The following is a 26,187-nucleotide window of genomic DNA, read 5'->3' on the forward strand; positions in this document are numbered from 1 at the left end:
CTCGGCCCGGTCGCCGCCGGCCGGACCGCCCGCGCCGTCCGCGCCGGCGGCTGCCTGCTGATCGCCGCGTTGACCGCGGCGTTCGCCGCAGGCGCGGGCCACCACGGCCCACCCGACGAGCAGGCCCGCACCGCCGTGCCGATCTTCGCGGTGCTCCTGACCAGCTACCTGATCGGGTTCCTCGCCCTGACCGCCGCCCGCACCGCCGTCACCGGCCGCGCCCTGGCCGTCGGCGTCGCCGCGGCGTGCGCCGCCGCCGGGGTCTGGCTGGCGCTGCAGGTCGCGTTCCCGCCGCTGCCCACCAACGTCGGCGGCGCCGTGTTCACGGTCGGCTGCGGCGTCGCCGCCACCCTCCTCGCCCGCGGCGGCGCCCTCGCGGCCCTGTCCGTCGGCGTGCTCGCCCCGCTGCTGGTGTTCGGCGGTGTTGTGCTCCTGTCGGTGTACGGCCCGCCGCGCCTCATCCCCGACCTGGTCCCGGCCGCCCTGACCCCCGCGGACGACCTCGCGAACAGCCGCATCGAGATCCAGGACCCGTACGTGGCGATGCTCTTCCTCGCCTGCCTGTCCGCCCTCACCCTCACGGCCGCCGCCGTCACGACCCGCCGCCCCGCCGCTACGATGGCCGCGTGCTGATCTTCGGCTGGGGCTGGCGCGTGACCCACCTGCGTACCCTGACCCTGCGCTGCCCCCACTGCGGCAACACGGCCGCCCACCCGCTCTACAAGCGGGTCCTGAAGCTGTCGCTGTTCTTCATCCCGCTGATCCCGCTGCGCGTGAAGCACACTGTGCAGTGCACCGCCTGCGGCACCTCCCGCGACGTGGACCCCGCCAACGTCCACTGAGTCGCCATTACCGGTTTCCTGCAATCCGCTAACCGGTAATCGGTCGCGCGCCGGCACCGCTGCCGTTTGCCCGGCCGGTCGCGGGCGCTCATGCTGTACAGCGGGATGAGCGCCGACGGGACGACGGTCGACGACGACGGCGCCGCCGGCGAGCTGAGGGGGCCTTCCGACATGGTGCGCTGGACATGCCCGACCACACGGTAGCGCTCGCGGCGTTCGGCGAGGAACTGCGGGCGCTCGGCTGGGTCACCGACCTGCTGGTCGCCGGCTCGCTGGCCACGGGTGACTACGTGCCGGGCGTCAGCGACCTCGACCTCGTCGCGGTCACCGACGGCCCCGTCGGCGAGGACCGGCAGGCTCAGCTGGCGGCCCTGCACCGCCGCCTGGACGCCACGACGGCCGCGGGCCTCGACCTCGGTTGCGTCTACGTCGACGGCGGCCGGCGCGACGGCATCGGCGTACAACACCCGACGTGGACACACGGATTGCTGGTGCTGAGAATCCTGTCCCTGGTCTCCAGGGCCGAGCTGGCGCACCACGGGTATGCCGTGTTCGGGCGGGCGCCGCAGGCGCTGTTCCCGGCGGTGACCGGCGACGACGTGCGGGAGGCGGCCCGCGCGGAGCTGACCGGCTACTGGGCGTGGGCGTCGCGGCGGCCGTGGATCTTCCTGAGCCCGGTCATGATCGACCTCGGCCTCACGTCGATGGCGCGGGGGCGGCACGCGCTGCGCACCGGTGAGCTGCTGACGAAGTCCCTCGCCGTCGAGCAGGCGGCCGCGCCGGCGTGGCTGGTCGGGCAGCTGCGCGCCCGCCGCCGCGGGGAGACGGTCGTGTCGCCCCGGCTGCGGGCGGCCTGGATCGCGTGGCGCGACACCCGGCGCACCTGCAGGGCCGCGACCGCCAGGTAGCGGGTCGCTCGCCGCCGGATTCTTGTCGTACCCGGGCGCTATGTTGACGGCGTCGGGTTCGGGGTGTGGTTCGGAGGTGCTCGGTGCTGGCGCAGGATTCGCCGTTTCGTCCGTTCTGGTGGGGCGTCAGCAGGACGCCGATGAGCACCTATGGCAGGTATGAGTTCGACGATCTGCCGCCCGTGCCGTTCGCGATGTCCGGGGACCTGGGGTGGCTCGCCGCGCAGCCGGCACCCGACGCGTGGGGCATCGGCTCGGCCCCGGCGAAGGAGCTCCCCGCGCTGCTGTCCGCGTGTGCGGCGCTGGGCCTGCCGCTGCCGCCGGCGTTCGTGAAGTTCGCCGGCGACGGCGAGTTACAGCGCAGGATCCGCTCGTGCACGGCGTGCTTCGTCGACGTCAGCGCCGCACCCGTCGCGGCGCCGGGCGCCGACGGGTATCTGATCCGGTTCCTCGCCGACCAGCAGGGATGCCTGTACTGGTACCTGTACGTCACCGCTGACGGCAGCGACCACGCCGTGGTGTGCTCGCCGAGCCACTTCGGCCCGTCCGCGGACGACGACCCCGACGTCCGGAAGGACTGGGACGACCCGGACGGCGAGCCCGGACCGGAGGAGGTCGTCTTCTGCGGCGAGTCGTTCGAGGCGTTCCTGTGCCGCTACTGGTTGGAGAACGAGCTCTGGTTCGCCGACAACGAGAGCTTCCCGCCGCCCGCCGTGGACGCCGCGTACATCGAGGGCTTCCGGTCCTTCAGCGCGACGGAAGGATCCGTGACGGGATAGGCTCAGGCGGTCACCCGCGACGGCGCTCGGCTCGCATCCACACCGTGCCGGCCGACTGCCTGCGGGGCCCGGCGACGGCCGGGCCCGCGCGGACCTCTACCGATGCCGCGTTCGACCCTTCGTTACCCCCATGGCAACCCGGTCCCTGCCACGTCCGTGGAACTTGTTGTACCTGCTCGCGAGCCTTCGCCACTGCTTGCGGCGGCCGAACCTGCGTTCGACCTGGTTGCGGTGCTCGGTACCGGGCCGGGCCGAACCTGGGTGACCGGCCGCCGCGTGATCCAACGCCGGCGGCGCCCGCTCCCCGGCCGCCATTCCTTGCCGGTTGGCGATCTGGTCCTTCGGCCGCGGGAACACGTTGGTCGTCAGTCCCCGCGAACGTGACCCAGACCCTGCCGCGCCTGCGAACCGGCAGCATCGAGCCTCTCACGGCCCGAGCCGCATGTTTGATTAGCCCGCAGCCACCGTCGAGCCGGCCTGCGCGTCCCGGTCCACGTCACCGGCAGCCTCGGCCATCGCGATCACCTGCTGCAACCGTGCCCAAGTCGCGTCGTCGGTCCACCGCCCCAACCTGCAGCTGCGCCATCCGCCGCGGCCTGTGCCGCCGCGGAGGCCCAGTCCGGTTCGCTCCGCAGGTTCCGTTGATCACCTGCCGCTGGTCACGCCCCGAGCCGCATGCTGATGCGCCCGCACCACCATCGAGCGGATCTGCGCGTTCCAGGCGAATCCGCCGGCGGCCGCAGTCGGCGTAAGCACCTGGTGCTGCGCCTGACGGGCCCCGCGATCGGCTGGCTGTGCCTCAGCCGGCCTGGCCGGTCGCGGTGCGGGAGAGGCGGGCCGTGACGTGCGGGCCGGCGTCGAAGAACGACCGCCACTCGATCGCCTGGCGGGCGGTGGGGTGGCCGGCGAGCGTCACCGCGTGCAGGTTGTCGAGGCGGGCGAGCGCCGGACGGACTCGTTGCCACTGGTCGAACGACAGCTCCAGGTACCACAGGCCGGTCAGCTCGGCGATGGTCTCCAGGTCGGTGACGGTGGCGGCGCCGGCCAGGGCGAGGCCGTGCAGGTTCGGCACGTCGCGCAGCGGGGCGAGAGTGACCGGGGCGGCGCCGGGCCACAGGGTGAGCGTCCGCAGGGTCGGGTGGCCGGCCAGCGGGGCGAGGGAGCTGCCGGGGTGGATCTGCAGGCACTCCACCGGCAGGTGCCGCACGGGGGTGAGGTCGATCGGGCCGCTGGACCACAGCCGGCGCAGGTGGCGCAGCCCGGCCAGCGGTGCGCTGTCGATGCCGGCCCCCTGCAGCCGCATCGCCTGCGCGGTGGGCCGCAGGCTGAGCGGGCCGACCACCACCGGTTCGACGTCGGCGTCGGGGTCGGCGGCGGCTCCGGCGAGCAGTGACGTGACCGAGTCGGCCACGTACTCCGGGCCGTCGGAGTGGGAGTTGCCGATCCGGATGACCTGGCCGGGGCGGCCCAGCCGGGCCGGCGCCAGGTCGACGGCGAGGAAGTTGCCGTCGGAGTCCTCGGCGAACGGGATCCACCCGGGGCGGCCGGTGGCCCGGCGTACGGTGTCGAACGGCTCGGCGTCGAGCACGACCCGGTCCCAGCGGGTCGTCCAGCCGCCCGGCTGCGGCGCCGAGGTGAGGTCGGCGTTGCCGAGCTCCGCCAGCGTCAGCCACCGCATGCCGTCCATGATGTCGTCGCCGCCGCCGTCGGCGACGGTGTAGAGCGCGCGCAGGTCCGGCGGGAGCGGGAAGCCGAGCGCCGCCTCGGCCGCGGCGATGGCTTCCTCGGTGGCCGGCGGGTTGAGGTCCGCCTGGTCCAGCGCGCGCAGGAGCGCCACGGACCGGTCGGGGTCGCCGGCGTACGAGGGGTCCGCCACCACGGGCTCCGGGTCGAGCGACTCCGGGGGCATGCCGTCGCGGAGCACCGCGGTGTAGGTGCTGCCGACGTTGGCGCCGCGCAGGTTGAACCGGGCGGCCGCGTCGAACCGGCCGGCGGCGTCGAGGGTGAGGTGCGCCAGCACGTTGCGGAACCGTTCGCCGGCGGCGAGCTCGTGGAAGAGTTCGACGAGGGCCGGTCCGACCGCCCGGTGGTCCATCGACGGCTGGTAGATGCCGGTGCCGTCCTCTCGGAGGTAGCGGACCCCTTCGCCGCCGTGGCCGTTGCGCACGATGTCGGCCGACAGGACCGCCGTGTGCCAGCCGTCGGGTGCCTGTTCGTACATGCGCCGAGCGAACCGCTCGAATGCCTCAGCCACCCCGTCCGCCGCCATGGCACGAGATCATAAGCCGCGACAATCCGGGAAGGTGGCCGCGGCCGGGTCGCCCGGGGACCGGCTCACCGGCCGCAGCCACGTCATGTGCCCGCGGCGCCGGTCAGCTGTCAGGGTCGAACGCGCCGTCGAACTCGAACGCCGGGTTGGTCACGTCGACGCCGCGGGTGTCGGTGATGGTGGCCAGGCCGACCAGCTTGGACGGGCCGCCGGCGACGTAGGTGGCGTCGGCGTTGGCCGTGACCTCGAACTTGCCCTCCTGCCGCTGGCCGGCGTCGTCGGTGAACGTGATCATGCAGATCCAGTTGGCGCCGGGCCCGGTGTCGGGCACCTTCGGGCCGCCGCGGTCGCAGGCGGCGTGCGCGTCGATCGAGGCGACGGTGACGCCGGTCTTGCCGAGGATCGTGGAGCGCTGGACGTAGAGGTTGGCGAACGTCGGGGCGATCGCGTGTTCGAGGCGGGGCTTGGTGATGTCCTCGCCGCCGTGGCCGGCGGTGGCGGCGAACACGGCCGCGACGACGGCGAGGACGGCCGTGGTCGGGCCGAGCCGGCGGATGGGCAATGTGGTGCGGTGCATGTCGGTCAGCCTCCGATGACGTCGCGGCGGCGCAGCGCCAGGTAGCCGATGAGCAGGCACCCGACGGCCCAGCCGGCGGCGACCGCGCCCGCCTGCACGATCGGGCCGGTGAACCGCTGCTGCGTGAACAGGCCGTGCCAGGCCTCGAAGCCCGTGGTGAGCAGCAGCCGCCGGGCCAGGTCGAGGCCGCCGAGCGTGGACAGCAGCTGCATGGCGAAGCCGAGCACGACCGGCGCGGCGACCCCGGCGGTGGGATTGCGCGACAGTACCGACAGCAGCAGAGCCAGCGCGGTGAAGCCGAGCAGCGGCGCGATCGCCGTCGCCCAGGCCGCGGCGACCAGTGGCAGGGCGGTCCCGGCCGGGATGAGCTGCCCCGACAGGCCGGGCAGCGGCTGGGTGCCGACGATGAGCAGGCTCCCCGCGATCGTGCTGGCGGCGAGGACGAGCAGCGCTAGGAGGTTGAAGCCGGCGGCGGTGAGCGTCTTGGCGGCGAAGATCTGGCCGCGGCTCGCCGAGCGGGTCAGGATGGTCTTCCAGGTGCCGTGGCCGTCCTCGTTGGCGAAGATGTCCCCGGCGACCAGCGACGCCAGCAGCGGCAGCAGCCACTGGTGGGCGAAGGCGAGGATGAGCAGCGCGTCGGCGAGGCCGCTCTCGTGGATGTGCCGGCCGTAGATGGTGTCCGACGGCGGCTGCTGGCCGGTGAACACGGCCACGATGACCGGCGGGACGATCAAGCAGCCCAGCAGGAGGTAGCGGGCGCGGGCGTGCGCGGCGAGCTTCGCGACCTCCCAGCGCAGCACCGTCAGGGTGCCGGGGCGGCGGGCCTGCGCGTGGTGGCCGGCGGTGTGCGTCGCGACGGCGGCGACGCTGTGGCCGGTGGCGGCGTCGTGGCCGGTGGCGGCGTGGGTCATCGGCGGGCCCCGGACGTGACGGCGTGACGGGCCTGGTCGGCGGCGGGCGCGGTGGACGCAGTCGGCGCCACGGGCCCGGTGGACGCAGTCGGCGCCGCGGACGCGGCGGACGCGGCGGACGCGGTTGGCGCGCGCTCGGTGAGCATGAAGAACAGCGCCTCCAGGGGTGTCTCGGACATCGCCAGGCCGCGCAGCCCGATCCCGGCGCCGACGAGGTCGGCGATGAACGCGTCGAGCGCCTTCTCGTCGCCGCGGACCGCGAGGCCGCCGGCGGCCGGCTCGGCCTCCAGGCCGCGGGCGCCCGCGAGGGCGGCGGCGCGGTCGTCGTCGGTGGTCGTCAGCCGGTGCGCCGGGGCCGGCGCCCGGTCGCGCAGGCCGGCGATGGAGCCGTGGTAGACGACCTGGCCGGTGCGCATGATGGTGACGTCGTCGCAGATCTGCTCGACCTCGGCCATGTCGTGGCTGGACAGCAGGACCGTCATGCCGCTTCCGGCGAGGCGTTTGACGAGGGCGCGCATGTCGCGGATGCCGGCGGGATCGAGGCCGTTGGCGGGCTCGTCCAGGACCAGCAGGCGGGGCGCGCGGAGCAGGGCGGCGGCCACGCCGAGGCGCTGGCGCATGCCGAAGGAGTAGCCGCGGACCTTCTCCCGGTCCCGGCCGAGCAGGTCGACGGCGTCGAGGACCTCGTCGACCCGCCGGGTCGCGGTCGCGCCGTCCAGACCGTCGAGGCCCGCGAGGAGCTGAAGGTTGCGCCGTCCGGACAGGCCGGGGTACAGCTTCGGGCTCTCGATGAAGCCGGCCACCCCGTCCAGGGTCCGCACCCCGTCGCGGGGCCAGGAACGGCCGAACACCTCGAGGACGCCGCTGTCGGGGCGGATGAGGCCGAACAGCATGCGCAGAACGGTGGTCTTGCCGGCGCCGTTGGGGCCGAGGACGCCGTAGACCTCGCCCTGGGCGACCTGCAGGCTGATGTGGTCGACCGCGGTCAGCGGGCCGAACGTCTTGGTGAGGTCGACGGCGTTGACCGCCAGCACATCGCTCATGGCCGCCGACGGTACGGAGGCGACATGAAACAGACATGAAGCCGCACGGCAGGCCGCAGATCATGCGGGCCGCGCACCACCCGGCCATCGGACGGCAGGCCGCCGAAGATGAAAAGCGGATGAACGCCCACGGCTGCGTGATGCACTGGGCGGCATGCGCGTACTGGTGGTGGAGGACGAGCGGCGCCTCGCTCAGCTGCTCGCCCGCGGCCTGACCGAGGCCGGCCACGACACCGAGACCCGGTTCACCGGCCCGGACGGGCTGCTCGCCGCGGCGGGTGGCCACTTCGACGCCGTGGTCCTCGACGTGATGCTGCCCGGCCTGGACGGCGTCGCTGTCTGCCAGCGGCTGCGGCAGGCCGGGCACCGGGTGCCGGTGCTGATGCTCACCGCCCGCGGTGAGGTCCCCGACCGGGTGGCGGGCCTCGACGCGGGCGCCGACGACTACCTCACCAAACCGTTCTCGTTCGACGAGCTCCTCGCCCGGCTGCGGGCCCTGCACCGGCGCAGCGCCGACGCGGCCGCGGCCACGCTCACGGCCGGCGACCTCACCCTCGACCCCGCTGCCCGCCGGGTCGCGCGCGGCGGCACCGAGATCGACGTGTCGGCCCGGGAGTTCGACATCCTCGCGCTGCTCATGGCGCGGGCCGGGCAGTGCGTCACGCGGTACCAGATCCTCGACGAGGTGTGGGACGGCGAGACCGACCTGCGTTCCAACGTCATCGACGTGTACATCGCCACCCTGCGCGGCAAGGTCGACAAGCCGTTCGGGCGGCACGCCATCGAGACGTTGCGCGGCGCCGGTTACCGGTTACGCCCGGACGGCGGCTGAGGTGGCGGCTGAGGTGGCGGCCGAGACGGCGCGCGGGTCGGTGCGGTGGCGGCGGCTGCCGGTGCGGGTCCGGCTGATCGCCGGGTTCGCCGCGGCCATGCTGGTCGTGCTCACCGGGGCAGGCGGATTCGTGTACCTGCGGGTGCAGTACGCCCTCGACCGCCGCCTCGACGCGGACCTCGCCGCCGAGAGCGCCGCGGTCACGGCCGCCCTGCACGACGGCACGCTCGGCCCGCGCAACCCCGCGGTCGTCTCCGGCGGCCTGTACGAGATCCTCGACCCTGCCGGGACCGTCCTGCAGGCCAGCCCGGGCCTGGCCGGGCGGCCGCTGCTCACCGCCGGGCAGGTCACGGCCGCGCGACGCGGCCCGGTCCGCGCCGATCACGGCACGCTGCTGCCGATCAGCCCCGAACCGTTACGGGTGCTGGCCACCCCGCTGTCCACCGACCCGGCACCGGCGGCCGGGCGGCCGGCCGTCGTGGTGGTCGCCGTGCGCCGCGACCAGCGCGACGAGGCCCTCCGGGAGCTCATCGCCCAGCTCGCGCTCGCGAACCTCGCGGCCCTGGCGGTCGCCTCGTTCGTCGGTTACCGTCTCGCGCGGGCCGCGCTCGACCCGGTCGAGCGGTACCGTGCCCAGGCCGCCCGCATCACCGACGGCGCCGCCGGTGTCCGCCTGGACGTCCCCGCCGGCGACGACGAGCTCACCCGCCTCGGTCGCACCCTCAACGACATGCTCACCGCGCTGGACGCGGCCCTGGAGCGGGAGCGGCGCTTCGTCAGCGACGCCAGCCACGAGCTGCGCACGCCGCTCACCCTGCTCGCCGCCGAACTCGAGCTGGCCCTGCGACGTCCACGCCCCGCCGCCGAGCTGGAGGAGGCGCTGCGGGCCGCCGCCGCGGACACCGCCGGGCTCATCGCCCTCGCCGACTCCCTCCTGGACGTCGGCGTGCAGCCCGCACCCGCGGCGGACGCTCCGCCGACCGACCTCGCTCTCACGGTCGCGCCGACCGTACGGCGGTACCGCACCGCCGCCGGCCTCACCGACGACGCGGTTCGCACCGACCTCGGCCTCGCGCCGCCGGTCCGCATCGACCCGGGCCGCGTCGACCGCATCCTCACCAACCTGCTCGACAACGCCCTGCGACACGGCGCGGCACCTGTCACCGTCGCCGTCTCCGCGACCGACAGCTGGGTGCGGCTCACCGTCCACGACGCCGGCCCCGGCATGCCGGCCGAGTTCCTGCCGCACGCCGCGGAGCGCTTCGCCCGTGCCGACGCCGCCCGCACCACCCCCGGCACCGGCCTCGGCCTGTCCCTCGTCGACGCCATCGTCACCGCGCACGGCGGGTGGCTGCGCTGGTGTTCCGGCTCAGAACACCATCACCCGCAGCCCACCGGGGTCCCGTGCACCCACCCCGGTGCAGGCACCACGATCACCGTGCTGCTGCCCGCGGCACCCGAACCGGGCACCGGCCGACTTACATGAAGGCGAATGCCGGCGGGAAGATCAGGACCACGGCCCACGCCCAGACCGCGTACACCGGCAGGAAGCGGGTCTGCCACAGCTCCAGCGCCGCGAACCGGCCCTGCCGCCGGATGAACCGCAGCAGCAGGTGCGCCGACCAGGCCAGGTTGACCAGCAGGATCACGTTCTCGCCCAGCGCCGCGGCCTTGTTGGGTGTGGTGCCGAACTCGGTGACCCGGCCCGTGATCTCGATCAGCACCAGCGCGTCGATGGCCAGGGCGCTCACGACCAGCGCGAGCTGCAGCTTGTCGAACAGCCCGGGCGGGGCGAGCGGGTCCCGCGCCGAGATCGAGTACAGCAGCAGCCCCAGCACCACGACCAGCAGCAGGTCGAACAGGATCAGCGCCTCACGCTCCACGTCGATGCGGGCCGCGGTCACCCCGACGGCGACCAGGAACGCGATCAGCACCGCCGTGAACAGCGGCGTGAACAGCCGGGTCAGCACCGGCGCGATGTTCTCCACGACGCTCTGCTTCGCCTCGACGAGCCACCCGGCCACGACGACCGACGCCATCGCGCCGCACGGGACCAGCCACTCGACGATGAACCGCTCCGGCTGGACGCCGATCGCCTTGAACGTGCCGACCATGAACGCGACCATCACCACGCCGCCGAGCGCGATGAGCACGAAGTAGATGACCACCTCGCCGGTGAACCGGATGAAGTCCATGTGCCGGCGGGTCGAGCGCCAGTCGTCCGCCACGTACGCCAGCCCGACGACCAGCCAGAGCGCGATGGGCAGGTGGATGGCGGTGATGACCAGCGACTGGGACCCCTCGTCCAGCGGGTAGACGTTGGCGGCGACCGCGCCGAGCACGAACAGCGCGGCGATCAGTGCGATCAGCCCTGGCCGGGCCCGCCGCCGCCAGGCGAGGAACCCGGCGAGCCACGGCAGCGCGAACAGGCTGATGTTCGTCGCGTAGAACAGGCCGTCCTCGTCGAGGTCGGCCCCGAACAGCTCCGGCAGCTTGAACGTCGCCGCCGCCCCGGCCGCGCAGCCGGCCATCACCCACAGCGTCTTCCGCGACCCCGTCTCGCCCGCGACCGCGCCGTCCGGGCCGGTCAGCACCAGCTGCTTCCACAGCCGCTCGGAGTGCTCCCGGGCGAACTCGCGGGACAGCTCGTCGAGGCTGCCCATCCGCTTGACCGCGACCAGGAACGCCTCGTCGCCGCTCAACCCGGCCTCGACCAGCTCGTCGACGGATCCGCGGAGGTGGTCCTCGAGCTCGTCGGCGTCGGCGGTCTTCAGTTCGCGCCGCCGCTCGACGTACTCCCGCCACTGCGCGATCTGCGCTTCCAAGGCCTCGTCGGGCCCGTCCAACGCTTCGAAGTCGGTCATGACGGGCACTCCACCGGCGCGACGGCCAGCGGGGCCCGCCAGATTTCCCGCAACGCGTCGACGACCGTGTCCCATTGCCGCCGCTGCTCCGCCAGCTCCGCGAGCCCCTGTTCGGTGATCCGGTAGTACTTGCGCCGCCGCTCGCCGGTCACCGCCTTCCAGTTCGACTCGACGTGCCCGAGCCGTTCGAGGCGGTGCAGCAACGGATACAGCAGCCCTTCGGTCCAGTCCAGCTCCCCGCTGGACAGCTCGTTGATCCGCTTGAGGATGGCGTAGCCGTAGCTGTCGCCCTCAGCGAGAATCCCGAGCACCATCGGAGTCGCCGACGCCGCGACAAGGTCCTTCGCCACTTTCACCGGGACCACCCCTGGATACCCTAGAAGTATGATGCATAGTACTGCTAGGTAAGACCGTCCACAATGGCATGACGGTGGGTCGCTACTCGTGCTGGCCGCGGGCGCGGGGCAGGTCGCGGAAGTAGCGGAGGTTCTGGCAGGCGTCGCAGGCGCACCGGCCGGCGGGATCGTGAGGCCGAGGTGGAGCCCGAGAGCGCCCATGGCGGCACACCGTGCCGGCGCCGCGGACGATGACGCGAGGGCAGGGTGCGGTAGCATCGACGGCGCGCGATGCCATGGGAGCCGGGCAGGTGCTGTTGCACGTCCGTCTTGCCTAGGAAGTGTGCTCTCATGTCGCTGCGTTCCATCATGTACGCCACCCTCGCCGCGTTCCTCGTCGCGGCGTCCTTCGTCGTTGCCCGTCCGGCCGTGTCGGCGGCGGCGGCCGTGCGGGTCATGCCGCTCGGCGACTCGATCACCGCCGGGCCGGGGTGCTGGCGGGCCAAGCTGTGGCACCGGCTGCAGACCAGCGGATACACCAACATCGACTTCGTCGGCGGGGTGTCCGACGGCGGCGGGTGCAATCCCGGGTACGCCTACGACTTCGACCACGAGGGTCACGGCGGGTTCTCGGCGACCGGGATCGCCGACAACAACCAGCTGCCGCCGTGGCTGGCCGCGGCCCGGCCCGACGTCGTGCTGATGCATCTCGGCACGAACGACATGTGGGGCGGGTACATCCCGACCGCCACGAAGCTGGCCGCGTTCACGAAGCTGGTCGGCCAGATGCGGGCGCAGAACCCGGCGGTGCGGATCGTGGTCGCGCAGATCATCCCGATGAGCGCGTCGGCGTGCGCGACGTGCCCGGCGGACGTGGTCGCGCTGAACGCGGCGATCCCCGGGTGGGCGGCGGGGCTGACGACCGCGCAGTCGCCGATCGTCGTCGCGGACCTGTGGACCGGGTTCGACGCGGCCACGGACACCGGCGACGGCGTGCACCCCAACGACGCCGGCTTCCAGAAGATGGCTGATCGCTGGTTCCCGGCTGTGACGCAGGTCCTCTCGGGCGTCACGCCGTCACCGTCCGGTTCCCGGTCGGCCTCGCCGTCACCGTCCCGGTCGGTGTCACCGTCGGCGTCGGCCTCCGCGTCCCGGTCGCCGTCCATGTCGCCGTCCGCCGGCGGCGCGAAGTGCGTCGCCGAGTACAAGCTCGTCTCGCAGTGGAGCGGCGCGTTCCAGGGTGAGGTCACCGTCCGGAACGCGTCGGCGGCGGCGTCCTCGGCGTGGACGGCGACGCTCACGTTCAGCGGCGGGCAGCAGGTCAGCCAGGCCTGGAACGCCACCGTCACGCAGGCGGGCGCGGTCGCCACGGCACGCAACGCCGCCTACAACGGTGCGCTGCCGGCCGGCGGGTCCACGTCGTTCGGGTTCATCGCGAGCTGGACCACCACGAACCCCGCGCCGGCGGTCACCTGCGCGTTCGCCTGAGCGGTCCAGTGTCACCAGTGTGCCGGCCCGGGTGTTCCACGGGTCCGAAGGACCACCCGGGCCGGGCACGCTGTCGTCAGCCGATGCGGTTGTCGGCAGCCGACGAACAGGAGCGCGACATGTCCACCATCCACCTCAGCGAGACCACCACCGCGACGCCGGAGCAGTTCGTCGCCGGCCTCACCGACTTCGGCCCGGGCCGCCAGCGGCTGTTCCCCGCCAGCTCCGACGAGTACCTGAAGGTGCACGAGCTCGGCCCCGACCACGCCGACGTCACCGAGGGCTCGGGCGGCGTGTGGGAACGCCTGCGCTACGACTGGTCCGACCCGCACCGTGTGACGATGCGGACCACCGACTCCAACGTGTGGGGCGGCGCGTCGGGCCACACGTACACGCTGACCAGGCGCCCTGACGGCACCACCGCCGTCGACGCGGTCGTGGTCCGCGAGGGCAGGAACCTCAAGGGCCGGATCATCGGCGTCCTGCTCGGCAGCGTCGCCAAGGGGCAGCTGCGCAAAGCGCTGCGCAGCACCGTCGCGGCGATCGAGGCCCGGAACCAGGACGGACGGCCCGCAGCCGGAGCCGCCCGCCCGTGACCTGGGCCGGTCGGGAGACCTCAGATGTACGTGAGCGGGCAGCCGTGCCGCAGCGAGTGCTCGGCCGCCTGCCGGTACATCGCCACATAGAACGCAACCGGATCGTCGATGCCGGTAACGAGCGCGAGCGGGCCGCGCGGCAGGGGCGACGGCAGACGGACGTCGGCGACGAGCGGCGCCACCAGGTCCCGGAGCCGGTGCGAGCTGAGCACCACCGTGCGCTCGTCGTCGTACGCGTTGCCGACCGGCAGGGTGATCAGGCCGTCGAACGGCACCGGCACGAACAGGGCGGCCTCCAGCACGTCCGTGGCGCCGTGCCGCTCGCACAGGTCGGCGAAGCCGTCCATCGGCGGTGACAGCTTCTCCTCGAAGCGGTCCGCTGTCTCCTGGCGCGGCCCCGGGTACGCACCGAGCCCCCGCTCCGCGAGGGCCCGGTCGAACTGCGTCGCGTACTCCCAGTTCCCGGGCCGGACGTCGACGAGGTACATCCCCATGCGGGGCACCGTACCCGCCGCGGCAAAGGTGTTTCGCGTTCGGTCGTCGGATGGTCGCGGGCCGCCATACGCTGGAGGTGGTGAGAGTGGGTGGCGCGCTCATGGTGTGCGGACCATGGCGCCGCCGGTCACCAGTGGTAGGCCACGTTCACGACGAGCGTGGCCACCATCGTCACGAAGAACACCGCCCACCCGACGAGCTGCCGCGACCCGACCCGCAGGTGCGCGATCAGCGCCCCGGTGAAGTACAGCACCAGGCCGGCCGCGGCCAGGGTCCCGACGATCGGCACCGCGAACCCGGCGAGCAGCCCCAGCGACCCGGCGGCGAGGGTCGCTCCCAGCCGCGGCACCCAGGACTGCGGCAGGCGCTTCATCTCCGCCTGGGCCTTCGGGTAGTCGTGGCCGATGAGGTACGTGACGGCGGCGCTCCCGCTGAGGAACGCGGCGACGATCGTGAGCGTGACATAGGTTGCGAACATGCGCTGTCTGACGTGCCGCCCCACCGGAACGTGACACGCTCCGATGTGACCCGCCGCACAGCTCCTACCGGGTCACGCCCGCTGTAACACCGGCTCCGTCTGCTCGGCCAGCGGCTCGAGCTCGGGACGGGGCGGCAGGACCAGCGTGTAGCCGACCTGGCGCACGGTGCCGATCATCGACTCGTACTCGCTGCCGAGCTTCGCCCGCAGGCGCCGCACGTGGACGTCGACGGTCCGGTGGCCGCCGAAATAGTCGAACCCCCAAACCTCCCGCAGCAACTGGTCGCGGGTGTAGACCCGGCCCGGGTGCCGCGCCAGGAACCGCAGCAGCTCGAACTCCTTGTACGTGAGGTCCAGCGCCCGGCCCTTGAGCTTCGCCGCATACGTGTCGGGGTCGATGTGCAGCGCACCCGCCGTGATCACGCTCGTGGCCGCCTTCGCCGCGACCGCCGCCGCCTGCGTCACGAGCCGCAGCCGCGCGTCGATCTCGGCCGGGCCGGCGCCGGCCAGCACCACGTCGTCGAAGCCCCAGTCTGCGGCGAGGGCGACCAGCCCCGCCTCCTCGACCACCACGACGACCGGTGTCCGCACCGCCGAACCGCGCACCGCCCGGCAGAAGGCCCGCGCCTCCGCCAGCTGCCGGCGCGCGTCGACCAGCACCACGTCCGGCTCGGTCCCGGTGAGGCACGCCTGCACGTCGTATCCCGCGACCCGCCGACCGTGCGTCAGCAGGTCCAACGCCGGCAACACCCGCCCCACCGGCTGCATACCCGTCACCACCAGGATCTCCACGCCATGCAGCGTCCCCCATCATTGTTTCGGGCCTGTCTCCGAACGCCCGACATGTCGCAGTACCGTTCCGGACTTCCACCCTGCTGCGCGCCGCCGGTGTGCACGGGGGCCGACCCGGGTGCCCGCCAGGGTCCTCCACTGGGGCGACCCCGGGCGCTTCCGCGCGACAGTCTTCAGCAGATGCCGCGGGGCATCGCGGGGGTACGGCAAGAAGGAGCGGGACAGCATGGTCGACTACAAGCTCGAAATCGTGGTGCTGCCGGTTTCGGACGTGGACCGGGCGAAGGAGTTCTACACGCGGATCGGGTTCCGGGAGGACGTCGACTTCAGCGGGCCGGAAGGGTTCCGGGTGGTGCACTTCACCCCGCCCGGCTCGGCCGCGTCGATCATCGTCGGGTCCGGCGTGACGGACGCGGCGCCCGGGTCGGCGAAGGGCGTGCACCTGGTCGTCGACGACATCGTGGCCGCGCACGACGACCTGGTGGCGCGCGGGGTCGCGGTGAGCGAGGTGTTCCACGACGCGGGTGGGGTGTTCCATCACGCGGGCACGACGGCCCGGGTCGCGGGACCGCATCCGCAGCGGCAGTCGTACGGCTCGTTCCTGTCCTTCGAGGACCCCGACGGCAACGCGTTCGTGCTGCAGGAGGTCACCTCCCGGCAGCCCGGTCGGGTCAGCCACGTCGTGTACGAGTCGGTCGCCGAGGTCGAGCAGGCGCTGCGGGACGCGGCCACCGCGCACGGCGAGTACGAGAAGGAGCTCGGCCACCACGACGACGACTGGCCGTCCTGGTACGCCGCCCACATGGCCCGCGCCGCGGGTCTCGACGCCTGACGGCAAGCCGGGCGTTCGCCGTGCTCGTGGCCGGCGCCGGTTCGGCGGTGTGACCGCCGCCGCGCCGGCAGCGGCCGTTTGAACCCCGTCGGCTTCTCGACACAGGGCTCCCGCAAGGCCGAGATGCACGTGCGTCATGGCAACGGGAGGTGAATGCGGGTGATGCGAATCCGGTTGCTGGGCGACGTCGGGGCGTGGACCGACGGCGAACGCGGCGAGGCTGTGGACGTCGACATCGGGCACGAGCGGCAGCGGTGCGTGCTGGCGGCGCTGCTGGTCGAGCCCGGGCGCCCGGTCCCCGCCGACGTGCTGCTGGACCGGGCGTGGGGCGACCGGCTCCCCCGCCACCCGCGGGAGGCGCTGTACAGCTACGTGTCGCGGCTACGGCAGAGCCTGGCGCCCGGTGGGTGGACGGTCGTGCGCCGGCCGTCCGGGTACGTGGTGCAGATCGACCCGCTCGCCGTGGACCTGCACCTCTTCGACGATCTCGTCCGCCGCGCGGCCGGCACCGACGACGTCGCGGCGGCGGCCTCGCTGCTCGACGAGGCGCTGCGCCTGTGGACCGGTGACGCCTTCGGTTGCCTCGACACCCCCTGGCTGAGCTCGGTCCGCCGCGACCTCCACCGCCGCCGGCGGACCGCCGAACAGCGCCGGGACGATCTCGCGCTGCGGCTCGGACGGCACGCGTCGGTCGTCGACGGCCTGCTCGACCGCGCGGACGCCGACCCGCTCGACGAGGTGGTCACGGCGTCGGCGATGCTGGCGCTCTACCGCTGCGGACGCCGCGGCGAGGCGCTCGGCCGCTACGATGTGCTGCGGCGGCAGCTGGCCGGCCAGCTCGGCATCGAGCCCGGCGAGCAGCTGCGCCGCCTGCACCGCCAGATCCTGCAGGCCGACCCGGCCCTGTCCCCACCGCTTTCCACCATTGCCATTACCAGCAATCCACTAATCGGTAATGACCCGCAGACGCCCGCCACCAACGGGATTGCCATAACCAGCGACCAGCAACCCACCGCCCACCTGCCCGTCAGGCGGAACTCCCGGAGCGCTCCGCTCGCAGCGGAGACACCCGGCACCCCGACCATACAGGTGGACGAGCCCGGACCATGCATACCGGCGGCGGGGGCGGTCAACGACGCGGCGGACCGCCCGGCCGCACAGGGTCCGATGGACGTGGACGGCAGCCCCAGCCGGCAGGGCCCCCTGAGAGGGTCGGCCGCAGCAGGCGAATCGAGCACAACCGACGGATCGACCACGACCGACGGATCGAGCACCGCCAGCGGGTCTGCCACTGCCGGCGGGCCGGGCGCAGCGAACCGGTCGATCGCAGCTGGTAGGTCGAGCGGTGTCGGCGGAGCGCACATGCTTCACCCGCTTGTCGTGCACAGTGCGCGGGCTTTGCGGGATGCGTCCGCCTTACCCGGCGGGCAACGGGCGTCCGGCGAACCGAACACGGCCGGCACACCCGGCGTGCAGGAAGCGCCCGGCTCCCCGAGCACGCCGGCAACGGTAGGGCCGCACGGTGGGCACGAGGCGTCGAGCACGCCCGCGACGGTCGACCCGCACGGTGGGCGCGAGGCGTCGAGCACGCAGGGCGAGGGCAGCGTGCAGGATGGGCGCGGGATTCAGGTATTGCCGGCGGGGCTCGGGGGTGCGAGCGTGCCGGGGGTGTTGGGGTCGCCGGGGGTGTTCAGTGGGCGGCAGGCGCAGCTTGCGGAGCTGACGTCGGCGTTGCGGGGCGCCACCCGAGGGGGTGACCTCGGGAAGGCCGGCGATGACGGTACCGACGCGGCGAACGCGACCAGGGGGATTGTCGTCATCGGTGGGGCCGGCGGGATCGGCAAGACGTGGTTGGCGTTGCGGTGGGCGCATGAGCACCGGCGGATGTTTCCCGACGGGCAGTTGAACGTGAACCTGCGCGGGTTCGATCCGGCCGGGGAGCCGCTGTGCCCGTCGGTCGCGACGCGGATGTTCCTCACCGCGCTCGGGGTCGCCGCGGATGCGCTGCCGGCGGGGGCGGACGAGCAGGCGATGCTGTACCGGAGGCTGGTGGCGCACCGGCGGATGCTGGTGCTGCTGGACAACGCTCACGACAGCGCGCAGGTGGTGCCGCTGTTGCCGGGGACGCCGACGGTCGCGGTGCTGGTGACCAGCAGGCGGCGGCTGACCGGGCTCGTCGCGGCGCACGGCGCGCATCCGGTCACGCTCGAGTGCATGACCGATCCGGACGCGGCCGACCTCCTACGGGCGCGGCTCGGGGCGGCGCGCGCCGAGGCCGAGCCGGAGGCGGTCCGGGCGTTGCTGCCCCTGTGCGGCGGGCTGCCGCTGGCTTTGGGAATTGTCGCGGCGCGGGCTGCCACCGACCCGCACTGCCGGCTCGCCACGCTCGTGAACGAGCTGCGGGCCCGGCGGACCCGGCTGGACGCGCTCGACGCCGGGGACCTTGCCGTCAGCCTGCGCGCGGCCATCGCCGGGTCGGTGCGGCACCTGTCGGCGGCGGCGGGCGCGCTGTTCGGACGGCTGAGCCTCGCGCCCGGGCCTGACATCGGCGCGGGGGCGACCGCCAGCATGAGCGGGTGCGGGCCGGAGGCGCTGCGGCCCGCGGTCCGGGAGCTGCTCGACGCGAACCTCCTCGCCGAAGAGACGCCCGGGCGGTTCCGGATGCATGACCTGGTCCGCCTGTACGGGATGGAGCTCGCCGCAGGGACCGACGGCGCGCGGCCGGCGGTGGAGCGGCTGCTCGACCACTACGTGCGGCAGGCTTGTGCGGCGGCGCTGCGGCTGGAGCCGTTGCGGGACCCGCTGCCCGGGGTCGGGGCGTGGACGTGTCCGGACCGGCGGGCGGCGCTGGCATGGTTCGCGGCGGAGGACCAGGTGCTGGCGTCCGCCGTCCGGTACGCGGCCGGCGCCGGGTTCGACCGGCACGCGTGGCAGCTGGCGTGGGCGCTGGTGTACGTGCTCGACCAGCGCGGCGACTGGCACGCCCAGGCCGACGTGCACCGCACCGCGCTGCGGTCGGCGCGGCGGCTCGGCGACGACGCCGCGATCGCGCACTCGCTGCGGGGGCTGGCCCGGGCGTACACCTGGCTGCGCTGCTTCGACCAGGCGCGGGACCAGCTGCGTGTGGCGCTCGCGGCGTCGCGGCGGCTCGGAGACCTGGCCGGGCAGGGGTTCGCGTTCCGGGGGCTGGCCCGGGTGTCGGCGTGGCAGGGCGAGCCGGGCCGGGCGTTGGCGGACGACCGGCGGGCCCTGGCGATGTTCGAGGCGGCCGGCCACGACCACGGGCGCGCGCAGACCCTCAACGCGCTCGGCTGGCACCTCGCGCACCTCGGCGAGCACGAGCAGGCGCTCGCCTGCTGCGCCCAGGCGATCGAGCTGCACCGCCGGCTCGGCGACCGGCACGGCGAGGGCATCACGTGGGATACTCTGGCGTACTCCCGGCACCGCAGCGGCATGCCCGATGAGGCGGTCGGTTGCTACCGGCGCGCCGCGGCGCTGCTGCGTGAGCACGGCGACCGCTACCAGGAGGCGGTCGTGACGGGTCACCTGGGCGACACGTACGCCGCACTCGGCCGGACCGCCGAGGCCCGCACCGCCTGGCTGTGCGCCGCCGCGCTGCTCGACGCGCTCGGCCACCCCGACGCACCGGTCGCCCGCGCGAAGACCGCGATTACCGGTAATGACAATCCCGAAATTGCCGAGGGCGGCAGGCACACGGCGAACACCGCGCACGCCGTGTAGAGCGGCCCGAAGCACCAAGGCCCGACGAACCAAGGCCCGACGAACCAATGGCCGACGAACCAATGCCCGATCGGCCAGAACCGACAAACCAGAATCCGACGGACCGCAGCCCGCACGCATAGACGGATGCCCATGGGGTGTGGAGACTGGACGGGATGGAGCGGATCGGGGTGCGGACCGTCGTCTCGTTGCTCGCGGGCCGTGGGGCGTACCGGGCCGCGCAGCTGGTGGCGACCGTCGCGCTGCTGCCGCTGTGGGGCACCGAGCGGTACGCGACCTACGCGGGCGCCGTCGCCATCTTTTCGTGGGTCGTCGCGTTGCTCGTCTCCGGGCCTGAGAAGACGGTGCTGAAGCTGCTGCCGCGGGCGCCGCGGACCGGCCCGCTCATCCTCCGTGCCGCCGCCGCGCTGCTGTGGGTGCTGCCGGTGCCGCCGCTCGTCGCGTTCGTGGTCGCCGCGCTCGTCGCGCCGGGCGGGCCGGTCGCGGTGTTTGTGGGTGTCGCGGCGCTGTGCACGATGACCGGGACCTTGCTGCTGCTGGTGGGGCTGCATCGGGCGGTGGGCCGGCCGTGGTACGACGCCCGCGCGTTCTTCCTGCTGACCGTCGTCCAGGGAGTGCTGCTCGGCCTGGTCGCGCTCGGGCTCGGCCCGCTCGGGTACGTCGCCACGCTCGTCGGCACCGAGACCGTGCTGTGCCTGCTGCTGCTGGTGCGGCTCGGCCGGCCGTCGCTCGCCATCCGGCACCGGCCGGCGTTCCTGCGGCGGATCTGGTGCACGGTGGCGCTGATGGGCGGCCCTGAGGTGTGCATGTACCTGTGCTCCGGCGTCCTGGTGGCGCTGCTGACGGTGTCGGCGTGGAAGGAGCAGGTCGGGCCGCTGGTCGCCGTCGACGTCGTCTGGTCCGCCGGGATCAACTTCCTGCTGTACCTGCTGCGGGTCTACACCCCGTGGGCGTCGGTGCGGCTGCTCGGCGCCCGCGGCGCGGCGGGCAGGGACGCGGCCCGGCGGATCACGCGCTGGGTGATCGCCGCGGATCTCGCGTATGTCGCCGCCGCAGGTGTACTGGTGTCCGCCACCGACGCCCGCCAGGGTGTGGTGCTGTGGGCGGTGCTGTTCGCCGCCCGGACCCCGATGCTGGTGGCGACCATCTTCGCCGGCTACCTGGTGGAGAACTCCGACGCGCGGTCACCCCGGATCACCGGCCTGGCCGCCGCCATGGGTCTGGCCGCCGCGGCGGTCACCGGGCTCGTCGCCGTGCCGTACACCGGCGGCGTCGGTCTGCTGATCGCGCTCGCCGCCGCGGAGATCGCGCAGGCCGCCACGCTCCACGTCCGGCTGGGCAAGCGCGCCCGGCCGGCCCGCCGCACGCCCGTCGAGGAGGACGTCCATGTTGCTGCGTGAGATGGCGTACGTGCCGGTGACGCTGCTGCGGCAGTACGGCACCCGGTCAGGACTGCGGCGGTTCCAGCTGCGCCGGCTGAACCGGTTCCTCGCCCACGCGAACGCGCACGTGCCGTATTACCGTGGCAGGCTGCCGCGGCTTGCCGGTGTCGAGGACCTGGCCCGGTTGCCGCTGCTGACCAAGGCGGTCATGCGCGCCACGCCCAGCCGGGAGTTCGTCGCGGACGGCGTCGACACGGGCGGATGCGTGGAGTTCTCCAGCAGCGGCACCACCGGGCACCGGGTCACCGGCTGGCACGACATGAACGCGCACGACTACCACATGGCCGCGTGCGTCCGCCGGTTCTTCGCGACCCGCCGCTACCTGCCCTGGGACCGGCTCGCGCACCTCAAGCCGTTCCCGATGCCGGGCCGTCTGGTGGAGAAGGTGGGCCTGTTCCGCCGGCACGTCATCCTGACCACGACGCCGCCGGCCGACTGGGTCGCCGGGCTGCTGGCGTACCGCCCGAAGGTGCTGATCGGCTATCCGGTGCACCTGCGCGAGCTGGTGCGGACGATGACCGAGGAGCAGCGGGCCGCGCTGCGCAAGAACCTGCGGCTGGTGCTGACGGAGTCGGAGCTGCTGGTGCCGGCGTGCCGGGCCATGCTCGAGGAGCGCCTCGGGGTGCCGGTCCGCGACGAATACTCCGCGTACGAGACGCTGAACATCTCCTTCGAGTGCCACCGCGGCGGGGCGCACCTGGCCGAGGACCGCGTGCTCGTCGAGATCGTCGCCGAGGACGGGACCGTGCTGCCCGACGGCGAGGAGGGGCAGGTGGTGGTGACCGCGTTCGGCGAGCGCGCGATGCCGCTGGTCCGCTACGCGCTCGGCGACCTCGGCGCGATCCAGCCGGACCCGTGCGCGTGCGGCCGGCGGTTCCGCACCTTGAAGCTGACCAGCGGACGGATGAACGACGCCGTGGTCCTGCCGGACGGCCGGAAGGTCTTCGGCGACGTGTTCCTGGGGGTCGCGATGTACGAGCCGGGCGTCGCGGAGATGTTCGTGCGGCAGGACGCGGCCGGGACGATCCGCGTCCATGTGGTGCCGGACGGCACGCTGGCCCCCGAGACCGTCCTGGCCGGCGCCGCGCGGACGCTGCGGGAGCGGGCCGGCGGCGACCTGCCGCTGGAGATGCGGCTCAGCGACCGGATCCCGCTCACCGCCGGCGGCAAGGGCCAGCTCGTGCAGAGCGAGTACGCGCCCGCGGTCGCCGTCAACCGGTCGGCCGCGGCCTGACGCAGCAGCGGCAGGGGAACCCGCACGGGCGCTCCGGGCAGAAACAGGGCATGAACGCACTGACGACCGGGGCGCGTGACGTCTCGCCACCGGATGTGGCGGCCTTGTTCGACGCATACAGCGAGCGTGTCCACCGGTACTGCGCCCACCGCGTCGGCCCGGTCGCCGCCGAGGACCTCGTCGCCGAGGTGTTCCTGGTCGCGCACCGGCACCGGGACCGCATCGCCGGGCCCGGCGAGCCCCTCGCCTGGCTGTACGGCATCGCGACCAACCTGCTGCGCCGGCACCGGCGGGACGAGGTGCGGGCCTACCGGGCCCTGGCCAGGGTCGGCGTCGACCCGTTCGGCGGTGCGACGGGGGTTGTCGACTCGCACGACTCCCGCAGCGCGGAACGGGTCGACGCGACCAGGACCGGCCGCCGGCTCGCCGGCGCCCTCGCCGCGCTGCCGCGCCGCCAGCGTGACGTCCTGCTGCTGTTCGCGATCGCCGAACTGTCCTATGCCGAGATCGCCGTGGCGCTCGACATCCCGATCGGCTCGGTGCGGTCCGCGCTCAGCCGGGCCCGGGCGAGCGTCCGCGCCGCGATCGACCTTCCGTCCGACCCCGACGCCAGCACTGACGATGGGAGCACACCGTGAACGACCTTCGTGACATCGATGAGATCCGCGCGCTCCGGGCCCGGTTCGACCAGCCGGCCAACCTGACGCGCGCCCGCGCCCGGGTCCTCGCCGGCACCGGCGAACGATCCGCACGACGCTCACCGGTGCGGTCGTGGGCACCCGCGCTCGCCGGCGTCGTCGTCGTAGGCCTGGTCGTCGCCGTCGCGCTCGTCGCCCGCGGCACCGACACGGCTCCGCTGCGGCCCGGAGTCACGGGCACGCAGAGCCTGCCGGCCTCCGCCGAGCCGTCGGTGGGCCCGGTCGACGTGCTGATCCGGCTGGCGCTGACCGGACCGGCGCCGGCCGAGGTCCGTGCGGGGCAGCACATCAGGTCGGAGGTGCGACTGTCCGACAGCGGGATCCGCCGGACCGAGACGCAGCTGTACGAACCCGAGGGGCTGATCCTGACCACCACCGCCGCCGAGTACGTGCAGCAGCAACGGACCACGTTCGCCAAGGACGGCCCGTCGCTGCGCCACCCGACACCCGGCTACCTGGCCGGACTGGCCGGTGACCCAGGCCGGCTGCGCACGATGCTGCTCGACGCGCCGTGCCCGCCCAGTGGCTGCACCGACGAGGTGCGCGCCTGGTTCGCCTGGAACCTGGTGAGCGACCTCGCCCGGTCCGCCGACGTGATCACCCCTCCGGCGCTGCGGTCGGCGCTGCTGCGCGTCCTGACCGGCCTGCCGGGCGTCACGCTCGGCACCGAGACCATCGACGACGTCGGGCACCGGACGCTCTCCATCACCGTCAAGGGCGACCAGACCCACCGGCTGATCCTCGGCGAGCACGCCCGGATCGTCGGCGCGTTGACGGGGGGCGGCAGCACCTACTCGCTCTCGCTGTGGACGACCACGCTCGTCGACTGACGCAGCTGGCCGACCGGGACCCTCGCCGTGAACTCCAGCCGGAGCACGGCGAGGGCCGCGTCCAGGCGGGACTGGGCGGTGGCCGGGTCGGGGCCGGTGACGACGAGGTAGCCGATCTTGTTCGCGGCCTGGTCGAACGGGTGGACGGTCGCGCCCGGCTCCGCGTACACCTCGCAGCACACGACACCGGGCAGCTGCCGGGCCTGCGTGACGCCGCCGACCGCGGTGAGGATCGCGTCGCCGGGCAGCGGCGAGGCCAGCACGTGGATGATGCCCGCGTGCTCCTGGGTCGGGGTGAGGTTGAACGGCTCGCCGAGGACCATCGAGACGAGGGCGGCGACGGTGTCGACGCCGTACATGTGCCGCATCAGCAACGGGAAGGCGTTGCCGCACAGGCGGGCGTTGGCTTCCAGGACGGCGAACGAGCCGTCGGCGCGGAGGATGACGTCGAAGTTGGCGGGGCCGTCGAACAGGTCGATCGCGCGGCACAGCCGGCCGGCCGCGGTGACGAGTCGGCCGCGGACGGCGAGGCCGATGGTGGCGGGGGCGGCGTGCCCGCCGATGACGAAGCGCGGGCCGGGCACGATCCGCTTCTCGGTGATGCCGGCGAACGCGACCCGTCCGGCCCGCATGAACACGTCGACGGTGAGGTTGCGGCCGGCGATGAACTCCTCGACGAGCAGCGGCCCGCCGGGGGCGGTGAAGCGGGCGGCGTAGTCGAACGCGCCGGGCAGCTCCGAAGCGTGTGAGACGAGGGTGATGCCCTTGCTGCCGGAGGTGTCCGGTGGCTTGACGACGACGGGGAAGCCGATGTCGTGCGCGGCGGCGGTCAGGACGGCCCGGTCGGCGCTGCGCCGCCAGTGGTAGCCGGGGACGCCGGTGGCTCGCACGACGTCGTGGAAGGCCGCCTTGTCCAGCGATGCGCGGGCCGCGGCGGCCGGGAACCGGAACGGCAGGCGGTAGCGATGGCTGAGCTCGTGCCAGGTCCACAGGCCGGCCTCGCTCGCCGCGGCGACCACGGCGGTCGGGCGGCGCCCGTCGAGCGCGGCGACGATCCCCTCGTGGTCCTTGATGCTGACCGGCAGCCACACGTCGGCGTACGGGTACGCGGGCCGGTCGGTGCGCATGTCGACGCCGATCGTGGGGATGCCGCGGCGGCGGGCCTCGAGGTAGACGGGCAGCTGGTCCTCGCTCGCCCCCAGAATGAGCATCATCGGGCGGCCTCCGTCTCCGCGAGACGGCGGGAGACGGCACCCGCCGGGGGTGCCGCGTACAGCATGTCCCCCGGATCGATGGGAATGTTGGCCTCCCGCACGTAGTACAGCCCGGGCCGCACCGAGCCGCGCACGAGACGGTGCACGTAGGCGGCGAGGATCCCGACGGCGCCGAGCAGCACCACCTCCCCGGCCACCACGCCGGGCCGCCCCGCGGCGATCACGACCGGCACCGCGCAGGCGACCGCCGCGTACAGCCACACCAGGGGCCGCAGCGAGAAGCCGAAGAACAGCTCGGCGCTGTGCGAGAACAGCCGCCACACGGCCCACCGCGACCCGCCGTCCTGCCGCTGCCGGTGCGCGACGTCGACGGTCGCCCAGCGGGCCCCGAGCAGCGGCATCGTCGCGACGAAGTACGGGGTGGCCAGGCGCAGGTCGACGGCGCGGCGGGCGACGGCGGCGCGCACGACCCGGAACACCGACGAGCCGTAGACGAGGTCGACGCCGAAGAGCCGCTGCGCGAGGCGCTGCTGCGCCGCGGACCCGAGGCGGCGGAAGAGCGGGTCGTGGCGCTCGCGGCGGATCCCGTACACCACGTCGTAGCCTTCGAGGGCCTTCGCGATGAGTTTCGGCGCCTCGGCCGGCGGTGACTGCAGGTCGGCGTCGAGCTGCACGACCCATTCGCCGCCGGCGTAGCGGAACCCGGCGCCGTGCGCGGCCTCGAGGCCGAAGTTGCGGGAGAACGACACGTACCGCACCCTCGGGTCCCGGGCGGCGAGAGCCTTCACCTTGGCGAGGGTGCCGTCGGTGGAGCCGTCGTCGACGAACAGGATCTCCAGGCCGGGGTAGCCGGACAGCTCGGCGTCGATGGTCGCGTGGACCTCGTCGACCTGCCCCTCCTCGTTGAAGCACGGGATGAACGCGGTCAGCGAAGCGGGCGCCGGCTCGCCGGACCGTTGCCGTGGGATCTCACGCATGCGACCTCCC

Annotated in this window: 25 protein-coding genes; 14 read left to right on the forward strand and 11 right to left on the reverse strand. The window is 73.6% G+C overall.

Annotation, left to right across the window (positions count from 1 at the left end):
• From AB0I21_RS34775 to AB0I21_RS34790, 4 genes are all read left to right on the forward strand, one after another.
• On the forward strand, positions 1 to 633 hold a 633-nt coding region (locus AB0I21_RS34775), incomplete at its 5' end, for a hypothetical protein (RefSeq protein WP_360567559.1).
• Positions 627 to 842, forward strand: a complete 216-nt coding sequence (locus tag AB0I21_RS34780; protein WP_360567561.1) for a zinc-ribbon domain-containing protein — start codon at positions 627 to 629, stop codon at positions 840 to 842. The genes AB0I21_RS34775 and AB0I21_RS34780, both read left to right, overlap by 7 nt.
• Before the next feature lie 185 nt (positions 843 to 1,027).
• Positions 1,028 to 1,750: a nucleotidyltransferase domain-containing protein gene (locus AB0I21_RS34785; protein ID WP_360567563.1), complete on the forward strand. Its 723-nt coding sequence runs from the start codon at positions 1,028 to 1,030 to the stop codon at positions 1,748 to 1,750.
• A gap of 140 nt (positions 1,751 to 1,890) precedes the next feature.
• Positions 1,891 to 2,529 (forward strand): hypothetical protein, encoded by a 639-nt coding sequence (locus tag AB0I21_RS34790; protein WP_360567564.1) that lies wholly within the window; start codon positions 1,891 to 1,893, stop codon positions 2,527 to 2,529.
• Positions 2,530 to 3,328: 799 nt separating this feature from the next.
• Here the strand turns inward: AB0I21_RS34790 and AB0I21_RS34795 are convergent.
• The 4 genes from AB0I21_RS34795 to AB0I21_RS34810 all read right to left on the reverse strand — a co-directional run bounded on the left by AB0I21_RS34795 (position 3,329) and on the right by AB0I21_RS34810 (position 7,329).
• Positions 3,329 to 4,750, reverse strand: coding sequence for an SMI1/KNR4 family protein (locus tag AB0I21_RS34795; protein ID WP_360567566.1), 1,422 nt, complete (start codon positions 4,748 to 4,750; stop codon positions 3,329 to 3,331).
• 151 nt (positions 4,751 to 4,901) lie between these two features.
• Entirely contained in the window at positions 4,902 to 5,375 is a 474-nt protein-coding gene (locus AB0I21_RS34800) for a hypothetical protein (RefSeq protein WP_360567568.1), read from the reverse strand.
• Between the two features lie 5 nt (positions 5,376 to 5,380).
• Entirely contained in the window at positions 5,381 to 6,286 is a 906-nt protein-coding gene (locus AB0I21_RS34805; RefSeq protein ID WP_360567570.1) for an ABC transporter permease, read from the reverse strand.
• Positions 6,283 to 7,329, reverse strand: a complete 1,047-nt coding sequence (locus AB0I21_RS34810) for an ABC transporter ATP-binding protein (RefSeq protein ID WP_360567572.1) — start codon at positions 7,327 to 7,329, stop codon at positions 6,283 to 6,285. The genes AB0I21_RS34805 and AB0I21_RS34810 overlap by 4 nt, the downstream gene beginning before the upstream one ends.
• A 154-nt stretch (positions 7,330 to 7,483) precedes the next feature.
• Here AB0I21_RS34810 and AB0I21_RS34815 point away from each other — a divergent pair, with 154 nt between their 5' ends.
• A complete protein-coding gene (locus AB0I21_RS34815; RefSeq protein WP_360567574.1) occupies positions 7,484 to 8,161 on the forward strand; it encodes a response regulator transcription factor in 678 nt (225 codons plus the stop codon).
• 1 nt (position 8,162) lies between these two features.
• Positions 8,163 to 9,647, forward strand: coding sequence for a HAMP domain-containing sensor histidine kinase (locus AB0I21_RS34820; protein ID WP_360567576.1), 1,485 nt, complete (start codon positions 8,163 to 8,165; stop codon positions 9,645 to 9,647).
• Here the strand turns inward: AB0I21_RS34820 and AB0I21_RS34825 are convergent.
• Both AB0I21_RS34825 and AB0I21_RS34830 read right to left on the reverse strand, forming a co-directional pair.
• Positions 9,640 to 11,025, reverse strand: coding sequence for a permease prefix domain 1-containing protein (locus AB0I21_RS34825; protein ID WP_360567578.1), 1,386 nt, complete (start codon positions 11,023 to 11,025; stop codon positions 9,640 to 9,642). The genes AB0I21_RS34820 and AB0I21_RS34825 overlap by 8 nt on opposite strands.
• Entirely contained in the window at positions 11,022 to 11,381 is a 360-nt protein-coding gene (locus AB0I21_RS34830; protein WP_360567580.1) for a PadR family transcriptional regulator, read from the reverse strand. Before AB0I21_RS34830 ends, AB0I21_RS34825 begins: the two co-directional genes overlap by 4 nt.
• A 330-nt stretch (positions 11,382 to 11,711) precedes the next feature.
• Between AB0I21_RS34830 and AB0I21_RS34835 the strand changes: the two genes are divergently transcribed.
• The gene (locus tag AB0I21_RS34835) at positions 11,712 to 12,848 is read left to right on the forward strand and encodes a cellulose binding domain-containing protein (RefSeq protein ID WP_360567582.1); all 1,137 of its coding nucleotides are present in this window, start codon (positions 11,712 to 11,714) and stop codon (positions 12,846 to 12,848) included.
• A 119-nt stretch (positions 12,849 to 12,967) separates the two neighbouring features.
• Positions 12,968 to 13,444: a hypothetical protein gene (locus AB0I21_RS34840; RefSeq protein ID WP_360567584.1), complete on the forward strand. Its 477-nt coding sequence runs from the start codon at positions 12,968 to 12,970 to the stop codon at positions 13,442 to 13,444.
• Positions 13,445 to 13,464: 20 nt separating this feature from the next.
• Here the strand turns inward: AB0I21_RS34840 and AB0I21_RS34845 are convergent, their stop codons facing one another.
• The 3 genes from AB0I21_RS34845 to AB0I21_RS34855 form a co-directional block, all read right to left on the reverse strand.
• Positions 13,465 to 13,938: a hypothetical protein gene (locus AB0I21_RS34845; RefSeq protein ID WP_360567585.1), complete on the reverse strand. Its 474-nt coding sequence runs from the start codon at positions 13,936 to 13,938 to the stop codon at positions 13,465 to 13,467.
• Between the two features lie 128 nt (positions 13,939 to 14,066).
• Positions 14,067 to 14,417: a DoxX family protein gene (locus AB0I21_RS34850; protein ID WP_360567587.1), complete on the reverse strand. Its 351-nt coding sequence runs from the start codon at positions 14,415 to 14,417 to the stop codon at positions 14,067 to 14,069.
• Between the two features lie 72 nt (positions 14,418 to 14,489).
• Positions 14,490 to 15,209, reverse strand: coding sequence for a response regulator transcription factor (locus AB0I21_RS34855; protein WP_360567589.1), 720 nt, complete (start codon positions 15,207 to 15,209; stop codon positions 14,490 to 14,492).
• 226 nt (positions 15,210 to 15,435) lie between these two features.
• Between AB0I21_RS34855 and AB0I21_RS34860 the strand changes: the two genes are divergently transcribed.
• From AB0I21_RS34860 to AB0I21_RS34885, 6 genes are all read left to right on the forward strand, one after another.
• Positions 15,436 to 16,041, forward strand: coding sequence for a VOC family protein (locus tag AB0I21_RS34860; RefSeq protein WP_360567590.1), 606 nt, complete (start codon positions 15,436 to 15,438; stop codon positions 16,039 to 16,041).
• 162 nt (positions 16,042 to 16,203) lie between these two features.
• Positions 16,204 to 19,782, forward strand: coding sequence for a BTAD domain-containing putative transcriptional regulator (locus tag AB0I21_RS34865; protein WP_360567592.1), 3,579 nt, complete (start codon positions 16,204 to 16,206; stop codon positions 19,780 to 19,782).
• Between the two features lie 155 nt (positions 19,783 to 19,937).
• On the forward strand, positions 19,938 to 21,182 hold the full coding sequence (locus tag AB0I21_RS34870) for a hypothetical protein (protein WP_360567593.1): 1,245 nt from the start codon (positions 19,938 to 19,940) through the stop codon (positions 21,180 to 21,182).
• Entirely contained in the window at positions 21,169 to 22,458 is a 1,290-nt protein-coding gene (locus tag AB0I21_RS34875) for a hypothetical protein (protein WP_360567595.1), read from the forward strand. The genes AB0I21_RS34870 and AB0I21_RS34875 overlap by 14 nt, the downstream gene beginning before the upstream one ends.
• A 50-nt stretch (positions 22,459 to 22,508) precedes the next feature.
• The gene (locus AB0I21_RS34880) at positions 22,509 to 23,096 is read left to right on the forward strand and encodes an RNA polymerase sigma factor (protein WP_360567597.1); all 588 of its coding nucleotides are present in this window, start codon (positions 22,509 to 22,511) and stop codon (positions 23,094 to 23,096) included.
• Positions 23,093 to 23,986, forward strand: coding sequence for a hypothetical protein (locus AB0I21_RS34885; RefSeq protein WP_360567598.1), 894 nt, complete (start codon positions 23,093 to 23,095; stop codon positions 23,984 to 23,986). The genes AB0I21_RS34880 and AB0I21_RS34885 overlap by 4 nt, the downstream gene beginning before the upstream one ends.
• Here AB0I21_RS34885 and AB0I21_RS34890 read toward each other — a convergent pair.
• Positions 23,947 to 25,200 carry an ATP-grasp domain-containing protein gene (locus AB0I21_RS34890; protein ID WP_360567600.1) on the reverse strand — a complete coding sequence of 418 codons (1,254 nt, stop codon included), beginning with the start codon at positions 25,198 to 25,200 and terminating at the stop codon, positions 23,947 to 23,949. The two genes, AB0I21_RS34885 and AB0I21_RS34890, sit on opposite strands and share 40 nt — an antisense overlap.
• Complete coding sequence (locus AB0I21_RS34895; RefSeq protein WP_360567602.1) at positions 25,197 to 26,177, reverse strand: glycosyltransferase family 2 protein; 981 nt, start codon at positions 26,175 to 26,177, stop codon at positions 25,197 to 25,199. The genes AB0I21_RS34890 and AB0I21_RS34895 overlap by 4 nt, the downstream gene beginning before the upstream one ends.
• Positions 26,178 to 26,187: the final 10 nt, after the last annotated feature.

It is taken from the genome of Dactylosporangium sp. NPDC050588 (assembly GCF_040654975.1).
GTDB lineage: Bacteria > Actinomycetota > Actinomycetes > Mycobacteriales > Micromonosporaceae > Dactylosporangium > Dactylosporangium maewongense.

Coding starts and splice junctions, on each gene's coding strand:
- AB0I21_RS34815 (WP_360567574.1), top strand. CDS start 7,484: ATGCGCGTACTGGTGGTGGAGGACGAGCGGCGCCTCGCTCAGCTGCTC.
- AB0I21_RS34825 (WP_360567578.1), bottom strand. CDS start 11,025: ATGACCGACTTCGAAGCGTTGGACGGGCCCGACGAGGCCTTGGAAGCG.
- AB0I21_RS34860 (WP_360567590.1), top strand. CDS start 15,436: ATGGTCGACTACAAGCTCGAAATCGTGGTGCTGCCGGTTTCGGACGTG.
- AB0I21_RS34865 (WP_360567592.1), top strand. CDS start 16,204: ATGCGAATCCGGTTGCTGGGCGACGTCGGGGCGTGGACCGACGGCGAA.
- AB0I21_RS34840 (WP_360567584.1), top strand. CDS start 12,968: ATGTCCACCATCCACCTCAGCGAGACCACCACCGCGACGCCGGAGCAG.
- AB0I21_RS34850 (WP_360567587.1), bottom strand. CDS start 14,417: ATGTTCGCAACCTATGTCACGCTCACGATCGTCGCCGCGTTCCTCAGC.
- AB0I21_RS34845 (WP_360567585.1), bottom strand. CDS start 13,938: ATGGGGATGTACCTCGTCGACGTCCGGCCCGGGAACTGGGAGTACGCG.
- AB0I21_RS34890 (WP_360567600.1), bottom strand. CDS start 25,200: ATGATGCTCATTCTGGGGGCGAGCGAGGACCAGCTGCCCGTCTACCTC.
- AB0I21_RS34785 (WP_360567563.1), top strand. CDS start 1,028: ATGCCCGACCACACGGTAGCGCTCGCGGCGTTCGGCGAGGAACTGCGG.
- AB0I21_RS34800 (WP_360567568.1), bottom strand. CDS start 5,375: ATGCACCGCACCACATTGCCCATCCGCCGGCTCGGCCCGACCACGGCC.
- AB0I21_RS34895 (WP_360567602.1), bottom strand. CDS start 26,177: ATGCGTGAGATCCCACGGCAACGGTCCGGCGAGCCGGCGCCCGCTTCG.
- AB0I21_RS34790 (WP_360567564.1), top strand. CDS start 1,891: ATGAGCACCTATGGCAGGTATGAGTTCGACGATCTGCCGCCCGTGCCG.
- AB0I21_RS34870 (WP_360567593.1), top strand. CDS start 19,938: ATGGAGCGGATCGGGGTGCGGACCGTCGTCTCGTTGCTCGCGGGCCGT.
- AB0I21_RS34810 (WP_360567572.1), bottom strand. CDS start 7,329: ATGAGCGATGTGCTGGCGGTCAACGCCGTCGACCTCACCAAGACGTTC.
- AB0I21_RS34875 (WP_360567595.1), top strand. CDS start 21,169: ATGTTGCTGCGTGAGATGGCGTACGTGCCGGTGACGCTGCTGCGGCAG.
- AB0I21_RS34880 (WP_360567597.1), top strand. CDS start 22,509: ATGAACGCACTGACGACCGGGGCGCGTGACGTCTCGCCACCGGATGTG.
- AB0I21_RS34805 (WP_360567570.1), bottom strand. CDS start 6,286: ATGACCCACGCCGCCACCGGCCACGACGCCGCCACCGGCCACAGCGTC.
- AB0I21_RS34835 (WP_360567582.1), top strand. CDS start 11,712: ATGTCGCTGCGTTCCATCATGTACGCCACCCTCGCCGCGTTCCTCGTC.
- AB0I21_RS34795 (WP_360567566.1), bottom strand. CDS start 4,750: ATGTACGAACAGGCACCCGACGGCTGGCACACGGCGGTCCTGTCGGCC.